Consider the following 18,174-nt stretch of genomic DNA (forward strand, 5'->3'; position numbering starts at 1 on the left):
AAAAATTTAATTGGTAAACAGTTTTGGATCGGTGCCTTATGCAGCCAACATACTTGTTGGACCTATTGCAATGTTCGTATCCTTTTTCCCGCGTCCTAAGCTGTTCTTCTCATCCGTGCTCGTTTGGACACTGCTTGCCATTATTGGCTGGTATGAAGGTGGTGCGGCACTCGGAGGTTTAATCGGTTTGCCACCGGCGGCAGCTGATGTTGCACCCATCATTGGCGCAAGCCTCTTCTGGTCTGCGCCTTTCCTTTGGTTTTATATCTATTTTGCTGTCGCCGTGTTCGCATTCTATGCGGTCTGGTCATGGTTTGCGCCGCATCCATGGCAGCGATGGTCTGTGCTTGGTTCGGCTTTGATTCTGTTTGCGACCTATTTCAGTGTGCAGGTCAGCGTTGCGGTCAACGCATGGTATGGCCCGTTTTATGATATGGTGCAGAAGGCGCTGGGAACGCCCGGCTCGGTGCAGGCAGTTGATTTTTACTGGAGTATGGTGGACTTCGCAGGCATTGCCTTTGTTGGTGTCACCATTGGCGTGCTGAGCGCGTTTTTCACCAGCCATTATATCTTCCGCTGGCGCACGGCGATGAATGATTTTTACATGAGCCACTGGCCGAAACTGCGTTCGGTCGAAGGCGCTGCGCAGCGCGTTCAGGAAGATACGATGCGCTTTTCTACGACCGTTGAACAGCTGGGCGTCAATCTGATCAAGGCGATCATGACGCTGATCGCGTTTCTTCCGGTGTTGTTTTCGTTTTCTAACAGGGTGAGCGAGTTGCCAATCATCGGGCTGGTGCCGCATGCGCTGGTATGGGCGGCAATTGTCTGGGCGCTGTTTGGCACCGGCTTTCTGGCGCTGGTCGGCATCAAACTGCCGGGGCTGGAATTCAACAATCAGCGCGTGGAAGCGGCCTATCGTAAGGAGTTGGTCTATGGTGAAGATCATGCGCATCGTGCCGAGCCGCTTAAGATGGGAGAACTGTTCTCCAGTGTCCGCCAGAATTATTTTCGGCTCTACTTTCACTACGTCTATTTCAACGTTGCCCGTATCTTTTATTTGCAGGCTGACAGTATTTTTCCGACACTTATTCTGGTGCCATCAATTGTTGCGGGCAAGCTGACGCTTGGCCTGATGAACCAGATACTCAATGTATTTGATCAGGTGCGTGGGTCGTTCCAGTATCTCGTTAATTCATGGACGACCATTATCGAACTTCTTTCGATCTATAAGCGTCTGCGTGGCTTTGAAGCGGTGATTTATCAAGAGCCATTGCCGGTGCTGGATCAGGAAAATCTCGGCCTGATGTCATAATCTTTACGATCTTCTCTGCGCGGCGCTGCCGCCCGGAGCGATGATTGTGTTGAGATAATCATTATATGTCGTGCATTTCACATCAGGCTTGTTGCAGACCTCGGATACGAGACGTTCCATGGCGCGCCAGTAAGCCCCGTCATTCATCAGCACAAAGTGAAAGCCAAGCTGTAAGGGAATGCGCTCACCATTATACTGTTTGTCGAAGGCCGTGCGGAAAGCTTTATAGGCACGTTCTTCAAACACAGCTGCCTGGGCGGGCGCTTCCTTGCCTTTGGAGTGGCGGACATAAAGATTGTAATCCATACCCACGATAAGCCGCTGCGATGGGCCTTCAGGAATAAGCGGCAGACCGAAAGACGCAAACTGCCCAGTGATCTGTGGCAGTTCCGGTCCACGCGTGATCGATGATGCTTGATAGCGGAAGCCATTGGCTTTCAATGCATCCTGTACGGGCTTTGATGCCGCAAGATAGGGCGCGCGGAAGCCGTTTATGCCGTGGCGCGCCAGTTCTTGCCAGCCCTCGGGCTCGCCGTCGATACCGTTATTCTTATAAGCATCGGCAGTGATGCGGCGGAATTCTTTGATTTCCTTGTCCCAGTCGGCCGTGGACCAGTTGGTGCCATCAAAATGGCCGCAGCCATGGCTGGCAATTTCGTTCCCTTCCAGGTGCGCCTGCCAGATATTATCAAGGCGCGTCACAACTTCATCATGGCTCAAAGCAAAGCCGACATTGGATGCACCGGCACGTTTTTGCGGCGGTTGATAATCGCGGCGGTTTTTCTTTTCCATCAAAAAGACGCAGGACAGGAAATAAGTGAAATGCGCATTGTTGTTTTTCGCCAGTTCGCGTGAACGGGTCCAAAGCTTGTTGTCATGCGCGCCGTCAAAAGAGATCAGCACATATTGCGGCTTAGAGGTTTCTGCCTGAGCCGGATTTGTGACAAAAGCAAAAGAGGCCGTGACAGCAAGGACAGAAGAAAGAATACGCATGAGAGAGTGAACGCCACTTTGGGGGAAAGGTTGCTTCCTACGTGTTGAATAAGGCGAAGCTCGGACACAAATACAGATTGTTCGGGTAAGGTGCAGCTTATTTCGCTGACGGGTCTTACATATGGCGCGAATTCCGACTAAAAGCGCCTGAACATAGAAATTAAGATCAACAGTTTTCAGAGCGTGGCTTTATGCGCATAGCGCTCAAGTAAAAAATGGCAGGTCCATGGCAGACGACAGTTTCATTCGCGAGGTAAACGAAGAGCTCCGTTCGGAACGGGCGAAGCAGGTTTGGAAAAACTTTGGCCCTCTTCTAATTGGCGCGGCGATTGCGATTGTAATCGGTACAGCCGGCTGGGTCGGTTATAAGCACTGGACTGAGAGCAAGGCATCTGCCTCTGGCGATAAGTTCCTGGCGGCTCTCGATCTTGCCGCTTCCGGCAAGAACGAAGAAGCCATCGCCGCACTCGATGATCTTGAAAAGACAGGCTATGGCTCTTATCCGGTACTGGCGCGTTTGCGTGCTGCCTCTGTGCTGGCGGAGAAGGGTGATGTGCCAGCGGCTGTTACGGCTTTTGATGCGGTTGCAGCGGATAATGCAGTTCCCGCGCCGATGCGCGACATAGCGCGCATTCGTGCAGCCTATCTGCTGGTGGATTCTGGTTCTTATGATGATGTCGCAAAGCGCGTTGAAACGCTTTCGGCAGACGGCAATCCAATGCGTTCGAGTGCGCGTGAGACCCTTGGTCTGGCAGCATGGAAAGCGGAGCGTTTCGACGATGCCGCAAAACTTTACCAGCAGATTGCCAATGACACACTGGCTCCGGCGAACATCCGCCAGCGCGCCAATACAATGCTTGATCTCATGCGCGGCGCTGGCATTAAAATGCCAGAAGCTCAGGGCTGAGCTAAACCAATTTCGGAGTAATACGAACCTATGGGTTTCACTCTCGCCATTGTCGGGCGTCCCAATGTCGGCAAGTCCACCCTGTTTAATCGCCTCGTCGGCCGCAAGCTGGCGCTGGTTGATGACTTGCCGGGTGTCACGCGCGACCGGCGTATTCATGATGCCAAGCTTTATGATTTGAAGTTTCAGGTCATTGATACGGCTGGTCTTGAAGATGCTGCCAATGACAGTCTGGAAGCGCGCATGCGTGCCCAGACGGAGGCTGCCATTCAGGAAGCTGACGCCATTCTTTTCGTCATTGACGCGAAAGCCGGGCTGACGCCAGCCGATAGCACTTTTGCCGAACTGGTCCGCCGTTCCGGCAGGCCTGTTGTGCTGGTCGCAAACAAGGCGGAAGCGAGGGGCGCGCAAACTGGCCTCTATGATGCTTTCCAGCTTGGCCTTGGGGAACCATGTCCTGTTTCTGCTGAACATGGTCAGGGCATGCCCGATTTGCGTGACGCAATTGTCGCGCTTCTGGGCGAAGAGCGTGCATTTGCCGATCAACGTGCAGAAGAAGCTGCGGAAGAGGCTTTCACGCCGGCTGCCGTTGGTGAGTTGATTGGCGATGATATTGAAGACCCGGATGAGGAAATCATCCCGGATTATGATGCCACCAAGCCGTTGCGCATTGCCATTGTTGGACGTCCGAATGCGGGTAAGTCCACGATGATCAACACAATGCTTGGCGAAGATCGTCTGCTGACAGGGCCTGAAGCCGGTATCACGCGCGATTCGATCTCGGTCGAGTGGGAATGGCGCGGACGCAATATCAAGCTTTACGATACGGCTGGTCTCCGTCGTAAATCGCGCGTGCAGGAAAAGCTTGAGAAGCTTTCGGTTGCCGATGGTCTTCGTGCGATCCGCTTTGCGGAAGTGGTGATTATCGTGCTTGATGCGACGATCCCTTTTGAAAAGCAGGATTTGCAGATCGTCGATCTGATCATCCGCGAAGGCCGTGCGCCGGTTATTGCGTTCAACAAATGGGATCTGATCGAAGATCGCCAGATGGTTCTCGAAGATCTTTACGAAAAGACGGCGCGGCTTCTGCCACAGGTGCGTGGCCTTCGTGCTGTGCCGATTTCCGGTGAGCGCGGGCAGGGGCTGGACAAGCTCATGGAGAATGTCGTCAAGACCCATGAAATCTGGAACCGTCGCATTTCGACGGGTCGTCTGAACCGTTGGCTTGAAGGCGTTATTGCGCACCAGCCACCGCCGGCAGTTTCTGGCCGTCGCCTCAAAGTCAAATACATGACGCAGATCAAGACCCGCCCACCGGGCTTCGTGGTCTCCTGTTCACGCCCTGATGCGATGCCGCAATCTTATGTGCGTTATCTCATCAATGGCCTGCGTGAGACATTTGATATGCCGGGCGTGCCGATCCGTCTGTCGCTCAAGACGTCGGACAATCCGTTTGCGGGTCGCGCAAAAAAGAAGAGATAAATGAAAGCCCGGTTGTGAAACCGGGCTTTCTTTTTGCGGGAAACGCGTCCTCAGAGCATTTAAAGTTCTAGCCGAAAACGCCGCCCTCATCAGCGTCGACAGTAATCGACAATGTGACATGGCGTGGGCGCGTGAGCGCAAAGAGCACAGATTCAACGATATCGCGGCTTGTGGCTGCCTGTCCCTTTTTTCGATGGGCGGAGGCTTCCCAGTTGTCCTCCAGGGGCGACGCGTCTTCGAGGTAGGGCGGGTGCACGATGATGGAACGCACTGGCGTTCCGGCAAGCTTTTGCCGTAGTCCGTCTGCCAGTGCAGCCTGTGCGCGCTTTGCAGCATAGAACGGCACCGAAACTGTTTGTAAGGGTGCATTTGGCAGGCCACTGATCGAACCGATGGTGACAATATCCGGGCGCGATGACGCGTTGAGAAGGGGCAGCATCCCTTGCGTGAACATAAAGGTTCCGGTTACCGCGGCATTGATGACGCCCGAAACTTCCTCAATGGAATATTCGTCCTCTCTGTCTTCCAGCCACATAGCGCCATTGTTGATAAGAATATCGATAGAGCTGTGGTCCGCCTTGATTGTTTCCATAGCGGCAGCCACGCTTGTCATGTCTGCAAGATCGACCTGCACTGTTTGCACCTTGCACCCCGTATGTGCCGCAATCTTATGGGCCGTCTCTTCAAGTGCCTTCAGGTTGCGACCGCACAGCACGAGATCACACCCGGCTTCGGCGAGGGAAAAAGCAAGAGCAGCACCCAAACCACGTGCGGCGCCTGTTAAAATGGCAGTCGTTCCGTCTAAGCGGGACATGTGTGCTCCTTCGGTTCATTCATTGTGATTGTCTCTTATTCGTCTTTGGTGACTTGAGAAACTCTTATCTGTCTGCTACTTCGCCGCCTCCTGAAAATCCCCACCATCAGAGGCAGATTATGACGACCGTTAGCCAGAGCCAGTTTGACGGCGTTACACTGGGCATCGATTTCGGTACAACGAACACTGTTCTGTCTCTGGCCTCGCCAGATGGTAGGACGGCTGTGCTGAGTGTGCCAAAGGATGGCGTCGACATGACCGGCTACCGCTCGATTCTCTGTTTCTGGCAGGATCGGGAAACTGGTGAGCGCACCTGCGAAAGCGGGGCATGGGCGATGGATGCCTTTGTGAATGCACCGCATTCAACGCGTATGCTGCAATCATTCAAGACGTTTGCGGCTCAAAAATCCTTCACCGATACGCCGGTCTTCGGCAAGCGTTTCAAGTTTGAAGATATTTTAGAAACGTTTCTTCAATCCGTTGCAGCACGCCTTGGTGATCGCCTGCCTCCAAAGGGCAATCGTGTCATTATTGGCCGTCCGGTCATTTTTGCCGGAGTATCGCCGGACGAAGACCTGGCCATGCAGCGTTATGAAAAAGCGTTCCGTGCTTTTGGCTTCACCGACATTCACTATGTTTATGAGCCTGTGGCGGCTGCTTATTTTTATGCACAGGAACTCAAAACCCAATCCACCGTTCTGGTCGCTGACTTTGGTGGTGGTACGAGCGATTTTTCCATCGTGCGTTTTGACGTGGGTGCGAATGGTTTGAGTTTCACGCCGCTGAGCCAGACAGGTCTTGGCATTGCGGGCGACACATTTGATTATCGCATCATCGACAATGCGGTGTCGCCGCTCCTTGGCAAAAATGGCGAATATAAATCTTTTGGCAAGCGCCTGCCGATACCGCGGCATTATTATGCAAATTTCGCGCGCTGGAACACATTGTTTCTGATGAATTCGCCCGCAACTATTCGCGCACTGACCGATCTTGCCAAGAATGCAGTTGATCCTGAGCCGCTTGAACATTTCATTCATCTGATCGAAAACGACTACGGTTATGAAATTTATCGGGCCGTCTCAAATCTCAAGGTTCGCCTGTCGTCGGAAAAAGTATCCGAACTGCATTTCAAGGCCGATGATTTTGAAATTCGTTCCGCTATCACGCGCGATGATTTCGATAGTTGGATTGCCAGCGATGTGGCTAATATCGAGCAATCCGTTGAGCAGGCCGTGCAAAATGCCGGGCTGACGTTTGATGGCATCGACCGTGTGTTTCTGACGGGCGGCACTTCCTTCGTGCCGGCCATTCGCACGGCCTTCGAGCGGCGCTTCCCCGATGCAATGGTTACAAGTTCGAATCAGTTTGATTCGATTGCCAATGGTCTGGCATTGATTGGCCAGAGTGACGACATTCAACGCTGGGCGGTTAAGCCGAATTAAAGCGGGTTGGTTGTGCCTGCGCATTTTAAATTCATTTTTTACGCCGAATAGATCGCGAAGGGAGAAGCTTGCGCTCATTGGTTGTTTAGAGGTTCAAAAAAGCAAATGAAAACAAGCAAGCGGCGTCTGGCGTTAATTCAAAATTAATCAATATTTTCAAAGGGTAAACGAAAATCTGTTAACCATCCATCAAGGTTAATGCTCCATTATTCGCTATAGTTAAGTAATTGTTGCGAGTGGAGTTTGCGGTGCGTTTTGGTTCCATACGAGCGCTGTTTGGCCGGTCGAAGGCCGTTGCCGAGCCGGTATGGCACTATCCGGTGACGGGCTATTGTCCGGAGGATGGTCGCTATTACGCCGTGCGTGCCAAGCCACGTCAGGTCGTGCGCAAACCACACCGTATGGTACCGCTCGTTCTGGCCGCAATCACCTATCTTTTCAATTCCAATGCAATTGCCTTTCAGGATATGGCAAGCCTCGTTCCGAGCGCTGATATTGCCGGTCATCGCTGGACGGCATTCGTCGCCAAAGCACCCGTTGGCTCGCTTCATCAGGCGGAAATGCCTTTCGTTGACGCAACGACTGTAACCGGCAGTATTTCCAGCGGTGGCATTGAAGTTCCGGGCATCGGTCGTGTTGCGCTTTCGGGTGGCCACAAAACCGCAAAGCTTGGCGTTGACGACCCGAACCCGGATGAAAACCGTATCAATCGCGCGGATAAAACGGACCGCATCGTTTCGGTCAAGCCGAAGGCACCGGCGCGTGCATTTAACGCGGGCAGCATGTTTGAAAAAATCAGCATGATCACCGCGCCGCGCGAAAAGATCGATGCGCGGATGGCTTTCTCCAAGTCCAGCATAGAAGGGAAGGAGGTTGAGATTGCGATGGCGTTCCACGCGATCAAACCGCCCAAGCCCAAAAGTGACATTCCTGTTCAATTGGCAAAGCTTATAAACAACGATCAGCCCGACGTTCTCGCGTTGGGCTACGCGCCGTCTAAGCCGGATTATGGCAAAACCTCTCCATTTGAGAGCATTTTGACGCCAGAGGCCGATGCAGGCCGGTTTGTGCCTCCAATCAGCAGTCAGGATCATGCTTGGGCCGCAACGCCTTTACCCGCTGAGTCGTTTGGAGCAAAAGAACAGAAATGTCTTGCAGAGGCCGTTTATTACGAAGCGCGCGGCGAAACGGTCAAGGGGCAGGTGGCTGTCGCGCAGGTTGTGCTTAATCGGGTGCGCAATCCCGCCTATCCAGGAACCATCTGCGGCGTTGTTTATCAAAATCGCAACTGGTTGAATGCCTGTCAGTTTTCGTTTGCCTGCGACGGCCAGAAACATCGTGTAACCGAAATGCCGCAATGGCGCATGGCGCAGCAGGTTGCCAAAACGGTGACTGCAGGCCGCATCTGGTTGCCGGATGTTGGCTCTTCCACGCATTATCATGCAACCTATGTCAGCCCTTTCTGGGCGCCAACCATGAAGAAAATGACCAAGATCGGACTTCATGTGTTTTACAGGACTTATGGCGGCGGTTGGAGCTGATACAGCCCGTCATGGAAAATCACTTTCGCACACATTTATTTGTTTCGTATGCCGGTCGAAACAGGTGCAGATTGATGAATCTCTCTGCTGACCGACGCCCAATTTGATTCCAATTTTTGGGCCGAATGGCTGTGTGATTTTTGCCTTTGGGTGGAAAATGAGTCGCACCAGTGGCTAAATTATTGTATTTCCAAGAGAAAAAACCTTTTGAAGCAACTGCTTCACTGCCTTGACTAGCGGGCGGTGTGTCAATATGTTGCGCGCAACTTGGAAATGGGCTTTCAACGCCCGCGTTTCTTGCAAAAAGGAGCTGCCAATGACGAGCGGCACTGAACCGGGAAAAGCACCCGGCGAAGGCAAGAGTGCAGGCGGGAAAACTGTTTCCGGGGGGCTGGATCAGCGTTTGAATCGCCTTGAAGCCGAATTGGCCAAAAAGGGTATGTTCAAAGCTCCGGCTTCCGAGGATGAGCGGTCGGAAACTTCCAGTTCCGTTGCGCAGGCCATGAAACTCTCCAGTGAATTTATCGCTGGTATCATAGTTGGCGCGCTGATTGGTTGGTTTGTTGATCGTTACGCAGGCACGTCGCCTTGGGGGTTGATCATCTTTCTCCTTCTAGGCTTTGGTGCAGGCACCCTCAACGTGCTCCGTTCCGCAGGTTATGTCGCCGATCAAGGCAATATTAAGTCTGACGTGGATAAGGGCAAGAAAGACTAAGTCTTAGCGGACATGACAAGAATGTTCGCGTATAGACGCTTGTGACAACGGGCCTTTGGTCCGTGACTGAAACGCCCAAGCGAACCTTTGGTTCGCCAGTGAAGTGCCTTAGGGCAGGAACGACAGACGAGGTTAAGTTGGCCAACGATCCGATTCATCAGTTCCAGGTTTCCCGATTGATTCCGATCGACGTCGGTGGATTGGACTTGTCGTTCACCAATGTTTCGGCCTTCATGGTCGCAACTGTGGTGCTCGCATCCGGTTTTCTTTATTTCACATCGTCGAGCCGTGGATTGATCCCAAGCCGCCTTCAGTCGGTTTCGGAGATGGCTTATGAATTCGTGGCGTCAAGCTTGAGAGATTCGGCCGGTTCGAAGGGTATGAAGTTCTTCCCCTTCGTTTTCTCGCTGTTCATGTTTATTCTGGTCGCAAACTTTATCGGTCTGTTTCCTTACTTCTACACGGTCACCAGCCAGATCATCGTAACATTTGCGCTATCGCTGCTCGTTATTGGAACAGTCATCATTTACGGTTTCTACAAGCACGGCATTGGCTTCCTGAAGCTTTTCGTGCCAAGCGGCGTGCCGGGCATTATCGTGCCACTGGTTGTTGCCATTGAAATCATTTCTTTCCTTTCGCGTCCAATCAGCCTCTCGGTTCGTCTTTTCGCGAACATGCTCGCAGGCCACATCACGCTCAAGGTTTTCGCAGGCTTTGTTGTCTCGCTCAGCTCGCTCGGAGCGCTGGGTGTGGGTGGCGCTATCCTGCCTCTCATCATGACGGTCGCGATCACCGCGCTTGAGTTTCTGGTTGCGTTCCTCCAGGCCTACGTCTTCACCGTTCTCACCTGCATGTACATCAACGACGCAGTACATCCGGGTCACTAAAGCATGTTGCGGAAAAGTGGTTTACCGGTTTTCCGACAACAACATGCGTAATGAAAATATTTAAAGCGCCTCGTATTGCTATAATAAAACACGAAGCGCTTTGAGGTTCTCACCGGCGGGTTTCCGCCAGAACAGAAATCCGCACTAATTTGCAATCCAGAAGGAGCTTTAACATGGAAGCGGAAGCAGCAAAGTACATCGGCGCCGGTCTCGCCTGTTTCGGTATGGCCGGTACGGCTCTCGGCCTCGGCAACATTTTCGGTAGCTATCTCTCGGGCGCTCTGCGTAACCCATCCGCTGCTGACAGCCAGTTCGGCCGTCTCGTGTTCGGTTTCGCTGTGACGGAAGCTCTGGGCATCTTCTCGCTGCTCATCGCGCTTCTGCTCCTCTTCGCTGTTTAATCAACAGTCGCAAGAAACTGGCCTGCCGCGATCTGTATCTTGAAATGCAGCGCGGCTGGCCTTTGCATATGAAGTCTGAGTGAGCATGGTTCAATTTTCCGGTTCTTTTGCCCGGAAATGAATATGCTGGATTGAAGGGGAAATCTGGATGTTCGTGTCCACGGCGTTTGCCCAAACCGCCACCGAATCGCAACCGGCACCAGCTGCTGGCGAGCACGGCGCAGCCGATGCTGTGCACACCGAAACCGGGGTCGCGCACGATGCCGGACACGGCAGCGGCGTATTCCCGCCGTTTGATTCTACCCATTACGCATCACAGCTTCTGTGGCTGGCGATCACTTTCGGCCTTTTCTATCTGTTCCTCTCGCGCGTGGTTCTTCCACGTATCGGTGGCGTGATCGAAAACCGTCGTGACCGTATTGCACAGGATCTTGAGCAGGCCGCCCGCCTCAAGCAGGATGCTGACAACGCCATTGCTGCTTACGAGCAGGAACTGGCCTCTGCCCGCGCCAAGGCTGCTTCGATTGCTGAAGCTGCCCGCGAAAAGGGCAAGGGCGAAGCGAATGCTGAACGTGCAGCTGCTGAGGCAGCTCTTGAAGGCAAGCTTGCTGAAGCGGAAGAACGTATCGCAGCAATCAAGGCGAAGGCCATGAGCGATGTCGGTACGATTGCCGAAGAAACAACGTCTGCGATTGTTGAACAGCTTTTGGGCACAAAGGCTGACAAAGCTGATGTGACCGCAGCCGTCAAAACCGCAAACGCCTGAGGAGACGAAAATGGATTCAACATTTTGGGCGCTTGTTGCGCTTATTCTCTTCATCGCACTGATTGTTTATCTGAAGGTTCCGGGTATGATCGGTCGCTCACTTGATGAGCGTGCCGAGAATATCAAGAAGGAACTCGAAGAAGCCCGAACCCTGCGCGAAGAAGCCCAGCAGCTTCTTGCTGAATACCATCGCAAGCGCAAGGAAGCGGAAAAAGAAGCAGGCGACATTGTTGCCGCTGCTGAACGCGAAGCAAAGGCTCTACTCGAAGACGCCAAGCGTGCGACCGAAGAATATGTCGTTCGTCGCAACAAGCTTGCTGAGCAGAAGATTGCAACCGCTGAAACCGATGCAATCAATGCAGTCCGTGCTTCGGCTGTTGATCTGGCAATTGCAGCTGCTGGCAAGATCGTTGCCGACAAGGTTGATACCAAGGTTGCAGGCACCCTGTTCAAGGATGCAGTCGGTCAGGTTAAATCCAACCTGAACTAAGTTCATCTCTAATAGAGTTTTATAAGCCGCCTCAAAAGGGCGGCTTTTTTATTTGGGTTTTGGCCAAAATATGAAGCTATGCAACATTTAGAAGGGAGTGCTGCCTCGCGCAAAGCAACCCAAGTTTTTGGAGTTTCGCTCAGAGGTGTGACGCCGTACCCTGGGTTTGGTTGAAATTGGGAGGCTCTTGAGAGGATAAGGGGGGCTTTGATGCAGGACGATAATCGCCGTTTGGAGCGTGGCAGAGCAAAGCTCACATCATTACATGCAGACTCAAGCTGTAGCGTCGTTGAAGCTTTAGACGACATTGCGCCGGATTTTGCCCGTTATATTTATGAATTTGCTTATGGTGACATTTACAGCAGACCGGGCCTTGTGGCGCGCGACCGCCAGATTGGCACGATAGCGGCGTTAACGGCACTTGGTCATAACTCGCAGCAGTTGAAAGCACATATTCTGGCAGGCATGAACACCGGACTGACACGGGAGGAAATCGTTGAGGTTATAATCCAAATGGCTGTCTATGCTGGTTTTCCCGCAGCGATGAATGGCCTTGCTGTCGCAAAGGAAGCCTTCAGCGAGTTTGACAAGCACTCCTGCTAGTCAAACGTTGCCGTAAAAATTCAACATACAGATCCGCATTAAATAGACGAAAAGCGGCCTTTAATTGGTGCAAAAGTATAGCGGTGAACGCCTGGTACTGGGCCAATTGCTTCGATGGCTGCACGGTGTTTAGCTGTGCCGTAACCCGCGTGCACCTCAAAGCCATATGCAGGATGAACCGCTGCACTGCGGGCCATCATGCGATCACGCGTGACTTTCGCCACAATGGACGCTGCTGCAATTGACATTGAGCGCTGATCGCCTTTTACCAATGCAGATCCCGGACAAGACAAACCGGGCGGAATATCGCGACCATCAATCAATGCGTGATCCGGGCTGAGTGTCAGGCCCAGAAACGAGCGGCGCATGGCTTCAAGCGCTGCTTTTCGAATGTCACTTCCATCAATGCTGCGCGCACTCAGGCTTGCGACCGAAACGGTGAGTGCTTTGGCCAGAATGATTTCGTAAAGCGCATCGCGCTTTTTGGCATTCAGGCGTTTGGAGTCATCCAGCCCCTCAGGCAGGTTTTCCGGATCAAGAACAACTGCAGCAGCAACAACGGGGCCTGCGAGCGGCCCGCGGCCAGCTTCATCAATACCTGCAATATGACGAAGCCCGCGCGCCATAAGCCTTCTCTCTTCTGAGAAGTCAGGTGCAAGCGGGATGTCAAAGAGGAGCGGAGAATCAGAACTCAAGCGTTTCATTTGGCGGCAATGCTCGCATTGCTTCTGATTCTCCGCAAGGTCCCTGCCGAGGATAGTGGCGTAAAAGCAGGGGCCTTCCGTCCGAAAAAATCAGACGGAGATTAAATACACAACTGACAACTCTGACATGCGTGAAGCGAACAATAGGCTCGCAGCGCCTTGCTTTTGTGGATGACGGATTCCCACACGCGCTGCGGCTCAAAAAAGAGAAAGCTGTTTGCCGCCTTTTTCGACAGGCTCGAACAGATCTGTCCGCAGCGCAACGCGCTTTGAATTGTAGCCGAGCTTGCGCGCAGCAATTTCAAAACGGCGCCCAATCTGCCAGGCATAGGGGCCTGTGCCGCGCATCCGCTTGCCCCATTCCGCGTCATAGTCCTTGCCGTCACGCATCGAGCGTACCAGTGACATCACATGCCGATAGCGGTCAGGATAATTGCGCAGCAGCCAGTCCTTGAACAAAGGTGCCACTTCAAGCGGCAGACGCAGCAACACATAACCTGCTTCGCGCGCCCCTTGTGCGAAAGCAGCATCCAGAATGCGCTCGATCTCATGATCATTGATGCCGGGAATGACCGGCCCCATCATGACATTGGTTGGAATGCCGGCTTCGTTGAGCTTTCGAATGGCTTGAAGCCGCAAAGTTGGTGTTGATGCGCGCGGTTCCATCGTGCGCGCAAGGTTGGCATCCAGCGTGGTGACTGAAAGCGCGACTTTGGCCAGACCCTTTTCAGCCATACGGCTTAAAATATCGATGTCACGCACCACGAGCGCTGATTTGGTGACAATGCCGACGGGATGATTGGCAGCCTCCAGCACCTCGAGAATTTCGCGCATGATACGCCATTTCTTTTCGATGGGCTGATAAGGATCGGTGTTGGTGCCAATGGCGATTGTCTTGGGCTGGTAGCCGGGCTTCGCAAGTTCGCGTTCCAGAAGGCGGGGCGCATCCGGCTTGGCGAACAGGCGCGCCTCGAAATCAAGCCCGGCAGAAAGCCCCATATAGCTGTGCGTTGGACGGGCAAAGCAATAGATGCAGCCATGTTCGCAACCGCGATAGGGGTTGATAGAGCGGTCAAAATTGATATCGGGTGAATCATTGCGCGTGATGATGGTGCGGGGCTTTTCAATCTGCACGTCAGTCTTGAAAGCGGGCAGGTCTTCGAGCGTCTCCCATCCATCGTCAAATTCATGTCGTGTGGTCGGCTCAAAACGCCCTGTCGGATTGATGCCAGCGCCGCGTCCACGGCGCCGTGCGTGGTCAATACGTAAGCCTGCTTCGCTCACAAGCGCATTGGCGTGTTCCGCGCCTCCTGCTGCGAATGCTGCTTTGTCTGCCTGCTGGATAATTTCCATAACCGACTCTCTCGTTTCAGGCACTATTCGTAATCCAATAGTCGGAACAAATCAAGAACATTATGTCAGGCAGCTTTTCGATCACGCAGCCTTGATATAAAAGGGCGCATGTTATCCGTTTTGATTATGGCGCGAAATTCTGAGAAGCCTCTGGCTCAAACGTTGTCAGCATTGGTATCCGCCGTTGTTGAAGGGCTTTTGCGACGTGTTGTTGTTGCGGATAGCGGTTCCAGCGATGCGACACGATTGGTTGCCGAAGGGGCGGGATGTTCGCTTTACGATGCTAAGGATTTACCGAAGGCATTTGATGATCTGCGAACGCAGTGGCTTCTCGTCTTAAAGCCCGGTGCAATTCTTCAGGATGGCTGGGAAGATGCCGTGCGGCGGCATATGGAATCGGGAAAAGCGCCGGCACGCTTTTCAACACCACATGATTCGGGTTTGGTGGGCAGGTTTTTGGGTGCAAAGCCGTCGCTCGATGCAGGACTTCTGGCGCCTGTCTTGGTTATCAGGCCATTGATCCGGGATGGGGGCATCCCACCGGTTGTCATAAAACAACTCAAGCCTGTGCGGCTGTCCCACCCGATTTTGCCACCAGAAACAACAAAAGGCGGAGCCTGAAGCTTCGCCTTTTTGAATGATATCAGAGCAAGCTGATATTATTTCTGGTAGCTCGAAGGCGATGCATCGCCAAAACGATGGGCTGAGCCGTCCTGATGGGTGTTCTGACCAATCGAAGCGGTTGCCGTGCGATCAACCTGCTGTGTTGCAACGGGTGTGCGGTCATTGGCATAAAGATCGGCAGGGGTGCCAACATTTGGGTTTTCAGCGAAAGCAGCACCGGCGCTCAGAACGACGGCAACAGCAGCAAGAGCAAACTTTTTCATTTTTCTATTCCTTCTATATCGCCCTTTGGATGGCATCAGTGCTTCCGGGGGCACCGGGGTGGCGCTAACGCCATCCACCGGGGAGATAACTGGGGTGCTGTTCGGATCATTCCGCCCAGCGGGATTGTTTACAAACTGAGCTTAGTTCTGAAAGCTCGAAGGCGATGCGTCACCGAAGCGATGAGCTGAGCCGTCCTGAACGGAGACCTGACCGATGGAAGCGGTTGCCGTACGATCAACCTGCTGGGCTGCAACGGGCGTGCGGTCATTGGCATAAAGATCGGCAGGGGTGCCAACATTTGGGTTTTCAGCGAAAGCAGCACCGGCGCTCAGAACAACGGCAACAGTAGCAAGAACAAATTTTTTCATTTTCTATCTCCTTGGTTTTTGTGAAGCGACGCTGTGTTCGTCGTTTCGATGAGCAAGAGATAGGCCTTTCGATTGGCTGCGCCTAGCCACCGTTTGGTTCACAGATTGTATTCGTAAAGGTGAACAATAAGGCGGATTTTAGCGGCATGCCTTCTCTGCGGTGAATTTTGTTCAAGTATATGTGAACAATAAAAGGCGAAGACCGGGCCTTACCAAGGCGTCTACCGAGAGCGTTGGATAATGCTTGAAAACAAACACAGAGCATTTCCAATGATTCAATCAAAACAGGAAGTGCTTTAGTCAGCGGAAGCCGTTGTTTTCGTTGAAATAACGAACCAGTCCGGTTTCTTCGAGCGGATGGCGCTTGCCGCCATATGTGTGCGCGCCATGTCGTTGAATATGGCAAAGCACGTCGCTCCTGAACCTGACATTTGCGCAAAGAGCGCGCCGTGCTCGCGCAGGCAATCAAGCTTGTCGTTGATTTGTGGCGCAAGCTTGAGGGCGGCTGGCAGCAGGTCGTTGCGTGTTGACCCAAGGTAACCACACATCGCTTCAACGCTGCCTTCAGGTGGCGAGGCGAGCGCCGGATGGTCGCGCTTTGTCAGTGCCTGGAATACAGCGGGTGTGGCAACAGCCGTGCCATCATTGATAAGCAAGAGGGGAAGCGACGGTATGCCTGTTACAGGGGAAAGCCGCTCACCAATGCCACGTGCGATCAACGGCGTACCAAAGGCCGCGCCATGCAGACACATAGGAAGGTCTGCGCCAAGCTTTAGGCCAAGCGCTGCAAGCGTGTCAGAATCCAGCTTCAGCTGCCATAGTTCATTGAGCGCAAGAAGTGTTGCCGCAGCATCGCTTGATCCCCCACCAATACCGGAAGCAACGGGCAGGTTCTTTTCAAGGTGGATGGCAACAGGGGGCAAATCACGCGCAGCATATTCTCGCAAAGCATCGCGGGCTTTTAAAACGAGATTGCCACCATCAAGCGGAACCCCTTTGGCGAAACGACCACTGATAGTGAACTGATCCTGCGGGGTGGGCGTCACTTCAATGACATCGCCATAATCGGCAAAAACCACAAGCATATCAAGCAGATGATAACCATCATCCCTGCGCCCGGTTACATGGAGCGCGAGATTGGTCTTGGCCGGAGCAGTGTGTCGAACCGTTTGTGCGGCCTGTGCTGTATTGTGCATTTTCTAGGTAAATCAGGATCAGTCTTTTTTGACGTAATATTCGCCGGTCTTGGGATCCTGAACCAAAGTGCCATTGGCACGGTTCTGGGCTTCCTTCTCTGCCCGACGCACACGCTGGGTCACGCGAACCGCTTCGCGCTTGAACGACCGGTAACCGTACCAGGCGGCGGCGAGGATCAGCAGCAGAAAAATAAGCTGGGGCATGGCCTCTAGTCCTTTTAGCATCGTGCCTTCACAGAATGAGAGCGCCCTTTGTGCGTCCAAAAGGACGCTTGACGCTCTAGGCTTACACATGTCCTGCAATTGCCATTTCAGGACATGTGTGGATAAATCTTAGCAGCAGTGTAACACTGATCTTGGTCTTTATGCACCATAACATGGTAAAACCATGGAATTCAAAGCCCGTATCGCGCCCAGAGTGCTTTTTCTTCTGCAACCGATAGCATACCATCGCCAAGATGGGCTGCGATAGCGGAGGGGTCGATACCAAGGCCGAGGCCCATTTCGACACCCGGCACCTTTCGGCCCAGAAATCCGCGCTTGGGTTCGATCAGCTTGAGTTTCACCTTATTGCCATAGGTTTTGCGCAAAAAGCTGCGCATATCTCCAAGACCGTCGATCAGGCCAATTTCTTTGCCCTTGATGCCAGTCCAGAACATGCCGGTGAAAAGGTCGGGATCGTTTGCAAGCTTGCTGCCACGACGCTCTTTCACCATGTCGATAAAGGTTTCATGAATTTCAAGCTGAAGCTTTTTCAGCCGGTCAATATCGGCCTTTTTCTCTGGCTGGAATGGGTCGAGTACGGCCTTGTTTTGTCCGGCTGTATAAACGCGACGTTCGACGCCGATCTTTTTAAGCAGTTCCGGAAAACCAAACGATGCCGATACGACACCAATCGAGCCGACGATGGAAGAGGGGTCAGCAATGATCTCATCGCCCGCCAGTGCAATCATGTAACCACCGGACGCAGCGGCGTCTTCCACGAAGACGAAAACACGCTTTTGATGTTCGTCCGCCAGATCGCGGATACGGCGATAAATCAGGCGCGATTGAACCGGTGAGCCGCCGGGCGAGTTGATCGAAATTGCAACGGCTGGCGCTTCCTTTTCGCCAAAGGCTTTTTCAAGCACGCCTGCTGCCGTTTCCAGCGAAAGCGAAGGACGCAACGGTGAGCCGCCGCTCATGATCGCACCGTGAAGGCGTACAACCGGGATTTCAATTTCTTTTTTGCGAAAACGACGCGGAATGAAGCGGGACAAGAGGCCGGACAAATCAAACTCCAGTTGAAAAAATTGTTACCCCAGATGTA

21 protein-coding genes are annotated in these 18,174 nt (G+C 53.1%); 12 read left to right on the forward strand and 9 right to left on the reverse strand.

What is annotated here, in order from left to right:
• Positions 1–70: 70 nt before the first annotated feature.
• The gene (sbmA, locus tag OPR82_RS03370; RefSeq protein WP_265983026.1) at positions 71–1,315 is read left to right on the forward strand and encodes a peptide antibiotic transporter SbmA; all 1,245 of its coding nucleotides are present in this window, start codon (positions 71–73) and stop codon (positions 1,313–1,315) included.
• 3 nt (positions 1,316–1,318) lie between these two features.
• Here sbmA and OPR82_RS03375 read toward each other — a convergent pair whose 3' ends face one another.
• A complete protein-coding gene (locus tag OPR82_RS03375) occupies positions 1,319–2,308 on the reverse strand; it encodes a polysaccharide deacetylase family protein (protein WP_265983027.1) in 990 nt (329 codons plus the stop codon).
• Between the two features lie 226 nt (positions 2,309–2,534).
• On the opposite strand from OPR82_RS03375, the gene OPR82_RS03380 reads away from it, so the two are divergent.
• Both OPR82_RS03380 and der read left to right on the forward strand, forming a co-directional pair.
• Complete coding sequence (locus tag OPR82_RS03380; protein ID WP_265983028.1) at positions 2,535–3,215, forward strand: tetratricopeptide repeat protein; 681 nt, start codon at positions 2,535–2,537, stop codon at positions 3,213–3,215.
• Between the two features lie 30 nt (positions 3,216–3,245).
• On the forward strand, positions 3,246–4,697 hold the full coding sequence (gene der, locus OPR82_RS03385; protein WP_265983029.1) for a ribosome biogenesis GTPase Der: 1,452 nt from the start codon (positions 3,246–3,248) through the stop codon (positions 4,695–4,697).
• Between the two features lie 67 nt (positions 4,698–4,764).
• Here der and OPR82_RS03390 read toward each other — a convergent pair whose 3' ends face one another.
• Entirely contained in the window at positions 4,765–5,511 is a 747-nt protein-coding gene (locus OPR82_RS03390; protein ID WP_265983030.1) for an SDR family oxidoreductase, read from the reverse strand.
• 119 nt (positions 5,512–5,630) lie between these two features.
• Between OPR82_RS03390 and OPR82_RS03395 the strand changes: the two genes are divergently transcribed.
• From OPR82_RS03395 to OPR82_RS03430, 8 genes are all read left to right on the forward strand, one after another.
• Entirely contained in the window at positions 5,631–6,953 is a 1,323-nt protein-coding gene (locus OPR82_RS03395; RefSeq protein WP_265983031.1) for an Hsp70 family protein, read from the forward strand.
• Positions 6,954–7,201: 248 nt separating this feature from the next.
• On the forward strand, positions 7,202–8,494 hold the full coding sequence (locus OPR82_RS03400) for a cell wall hydrolase (RefSeq protein ID WP_265983032.1): 1,293 nt from the start codon (positions 7,202–7,204) through the stop codon (positions 8,492–8,494).
• A gap of 316 nt (positions 8,495–8,810) precedes the next feature.
• Positions 8,811–9,209 (forward strand): AtpZ/AtpI family protein, encoded by a 399-nt coding sequence (locus OPR82_RS03405; RefSeq protein WP_265983033.1) that lies wholly within the window; start codon positions 8,811–8,813, stop codon positions 9,207–9,209.
• 137 nt (positions 9,210–9,346) lie between these two features.
• Positions 9,347–10,096: a F0F1 ATP synthase subunit A gene (locus tag OPR82_RS03410; RefSeq protein ID WP_095446113.1), complete on the forward strand. Its 750-nt coding sequence runs from the start codon at positions 9,347–9,349 to the stop codon at positions 10,094–10,096.
• A gap of 173 nt (positions 10,097–10,269) precedes the next feature.
• Positions 10,270–10,497 (forward strand): F0F1 ATP synthase subunit C, encoded by a 228-nt coding sequence (locus OPR82_RS03415; protein WP_007632966.1) that lies wholly within the window; start codon positions 10,270–10,272, stop codon positions 10,495–10,497.
• A 148-nt stretch (positions 10,498–10,645) separates the two neighbouring features.
• The gene (locus tag OPR82_RS03420; RefSeq protein WP_265983034.1) at positions 10,646–11,263 is read left to right on the forward strand and encodes a F0F1 ATP synthase subunit B; all 618 of its coding nucleotides are present in this window, start codon (positions 10,646–10,648) and stop codon (positions 11,261–11,263) included.
• A 10-nt stretch (positions 11,264–11,273) separates the two neighbouring features.
• Positions 11,274–11,753, forward strand: coding sequence for a F0F1 ATP synthase subunit B (locus OPR82_RS03425; protein WP_265983035.1), 480 nt, complete (start codon positions 11,274–11,276; stop codon positions 11,751–11,753).
• 210 nt (positions 11,754–11,963) lie between these two features.
• A complete protein-coding gene (locus tag OPR82_RS03430; RefSeq protein WP_265983036.1) occupies positions 11,964–12,356 on the forward strand; it encodes a carboxymuconolactone decarboxylase family protein in 393 nt (130 codons plus the stop codon).
• 38 nt (positions 12,357–12,394) lie between these two features.
• Here the strand turns inward: OPR82_RS03430 and OPR82_RS03435 are convergent, their stop codons facing one another.
• Entirely contained in the window at positions 12,395–13,060 is a 666-nt protein-coding gene (locus OPR82_RS03435; RefSeq protein WP_265983037.1) for a ribonuclease HII, read from the reverse strand.
• Between the two features lie 198 nt (positions 13,061–13,258).
• Entirely contained in the window at positions 13,259–14,413 is a 1,155-nt protein-coding gene (locus tag OPR82_RS03440) for a PA0069 family radical SAM protein (RefSeq protein ID WP_265983038.1), read from the reverse strand.
• Positions 14,414–14,521: 108 nt separating this feature from the next.
• Between OPR82_RS03440 and OPR82_RS03445 the strand changes: the two genes are divergently transcribed.
• The gene (locus OPR82_RS03445) at positions 14,522–15,034 is read left to right on the forward strand and encodes a glycosyl transferase (protein WP_323054528.1); all 513 of its coding nucleotides are present in this window, start codon (positions 14,522–14,524) and stop codon (positions 15,032–15,034) included.
• Positions 15,035–15,072: 38 nt separating this feature from the next.
• On the opposite strand, the gene OPR82_RS03450 is transcribed toward OPR82_RS03445, so the two are convergent.
• From OPR82_RS03450 to OPR82_RS03470, 5 genes are all read right to left on the reverse strand, one after another.
• Positions 15,073–15,300: a hypothetical protein gene (locus OPR82_RS03450; protein WP_265983040.1), complete on the reverse strand. Its 228-nt coding sequence runs from the start codon at positions 15,298–15,300 to the stop codon at positions 15,073–15,075.
• Positions 15,301–15,441: 141 nt separating this feature from the next.
• Positions 15,442–15,669: a hypothetical protein gene (locus tag OPR82_RS03455; RefSeq protein WP_265983041.1), complete on the reverse strand. Its 228-nt coding sequence runs from the start codon at positions 15,667–15,669 to the stop codon at positions 15,442–15,444.
• Positions 15,670–15,965: 296 nt separating this feature from the next.
• Positions 15,966–16,865 carry a 4-(cytidine 5'-diphospho)-2-C-methyl-D-erythritol kinase gene (locus OPR82_RS03460; protein ID WP_265983042.1) on the reverse strand — a complete coding sequence of 300 codons (900 nt, stop codon included), beginning with the start codon at positions 16,863–16,865 and terminating at the stop codon, positions 15,966–15,968.
• A gap of 18 nt (positions 16,866–16,883) precedes the next feature.
• Positions 16,884–17,069, reverse strand: a complete 186-nt coding sequence (locus OPR82_RS03465) for a hypothetical protein (protein ID WP_265983043.1) — start codon at positions 17,067–17,069, stop codon at positions 16,884–16,886.
• Between the two features lie 191 nt (positions 17,070–17,260).
• A complete protein-coding gene (locus OPR82_RS03470) occupies positions 17,261–18,136 on the reverse strand; it encodes a S49 family peptidase (protein WP_265983044.1) in 876 nt (291 codons plus the stop codon).
• Positions 18,137–18,174 lie beyond the last annotated feature (38 nt).

Origin of the sequence: Ochrobactrum chromiisoli (assembly GCF_026241335.1) — a bacterium.
GTDB classification, from domain to species: Bacteria; Pseudomonadota; Alphaproteobacteria; order Rhizobiales; family Rhizobiaceae; genus Brucella; species Brucella chromiisoli.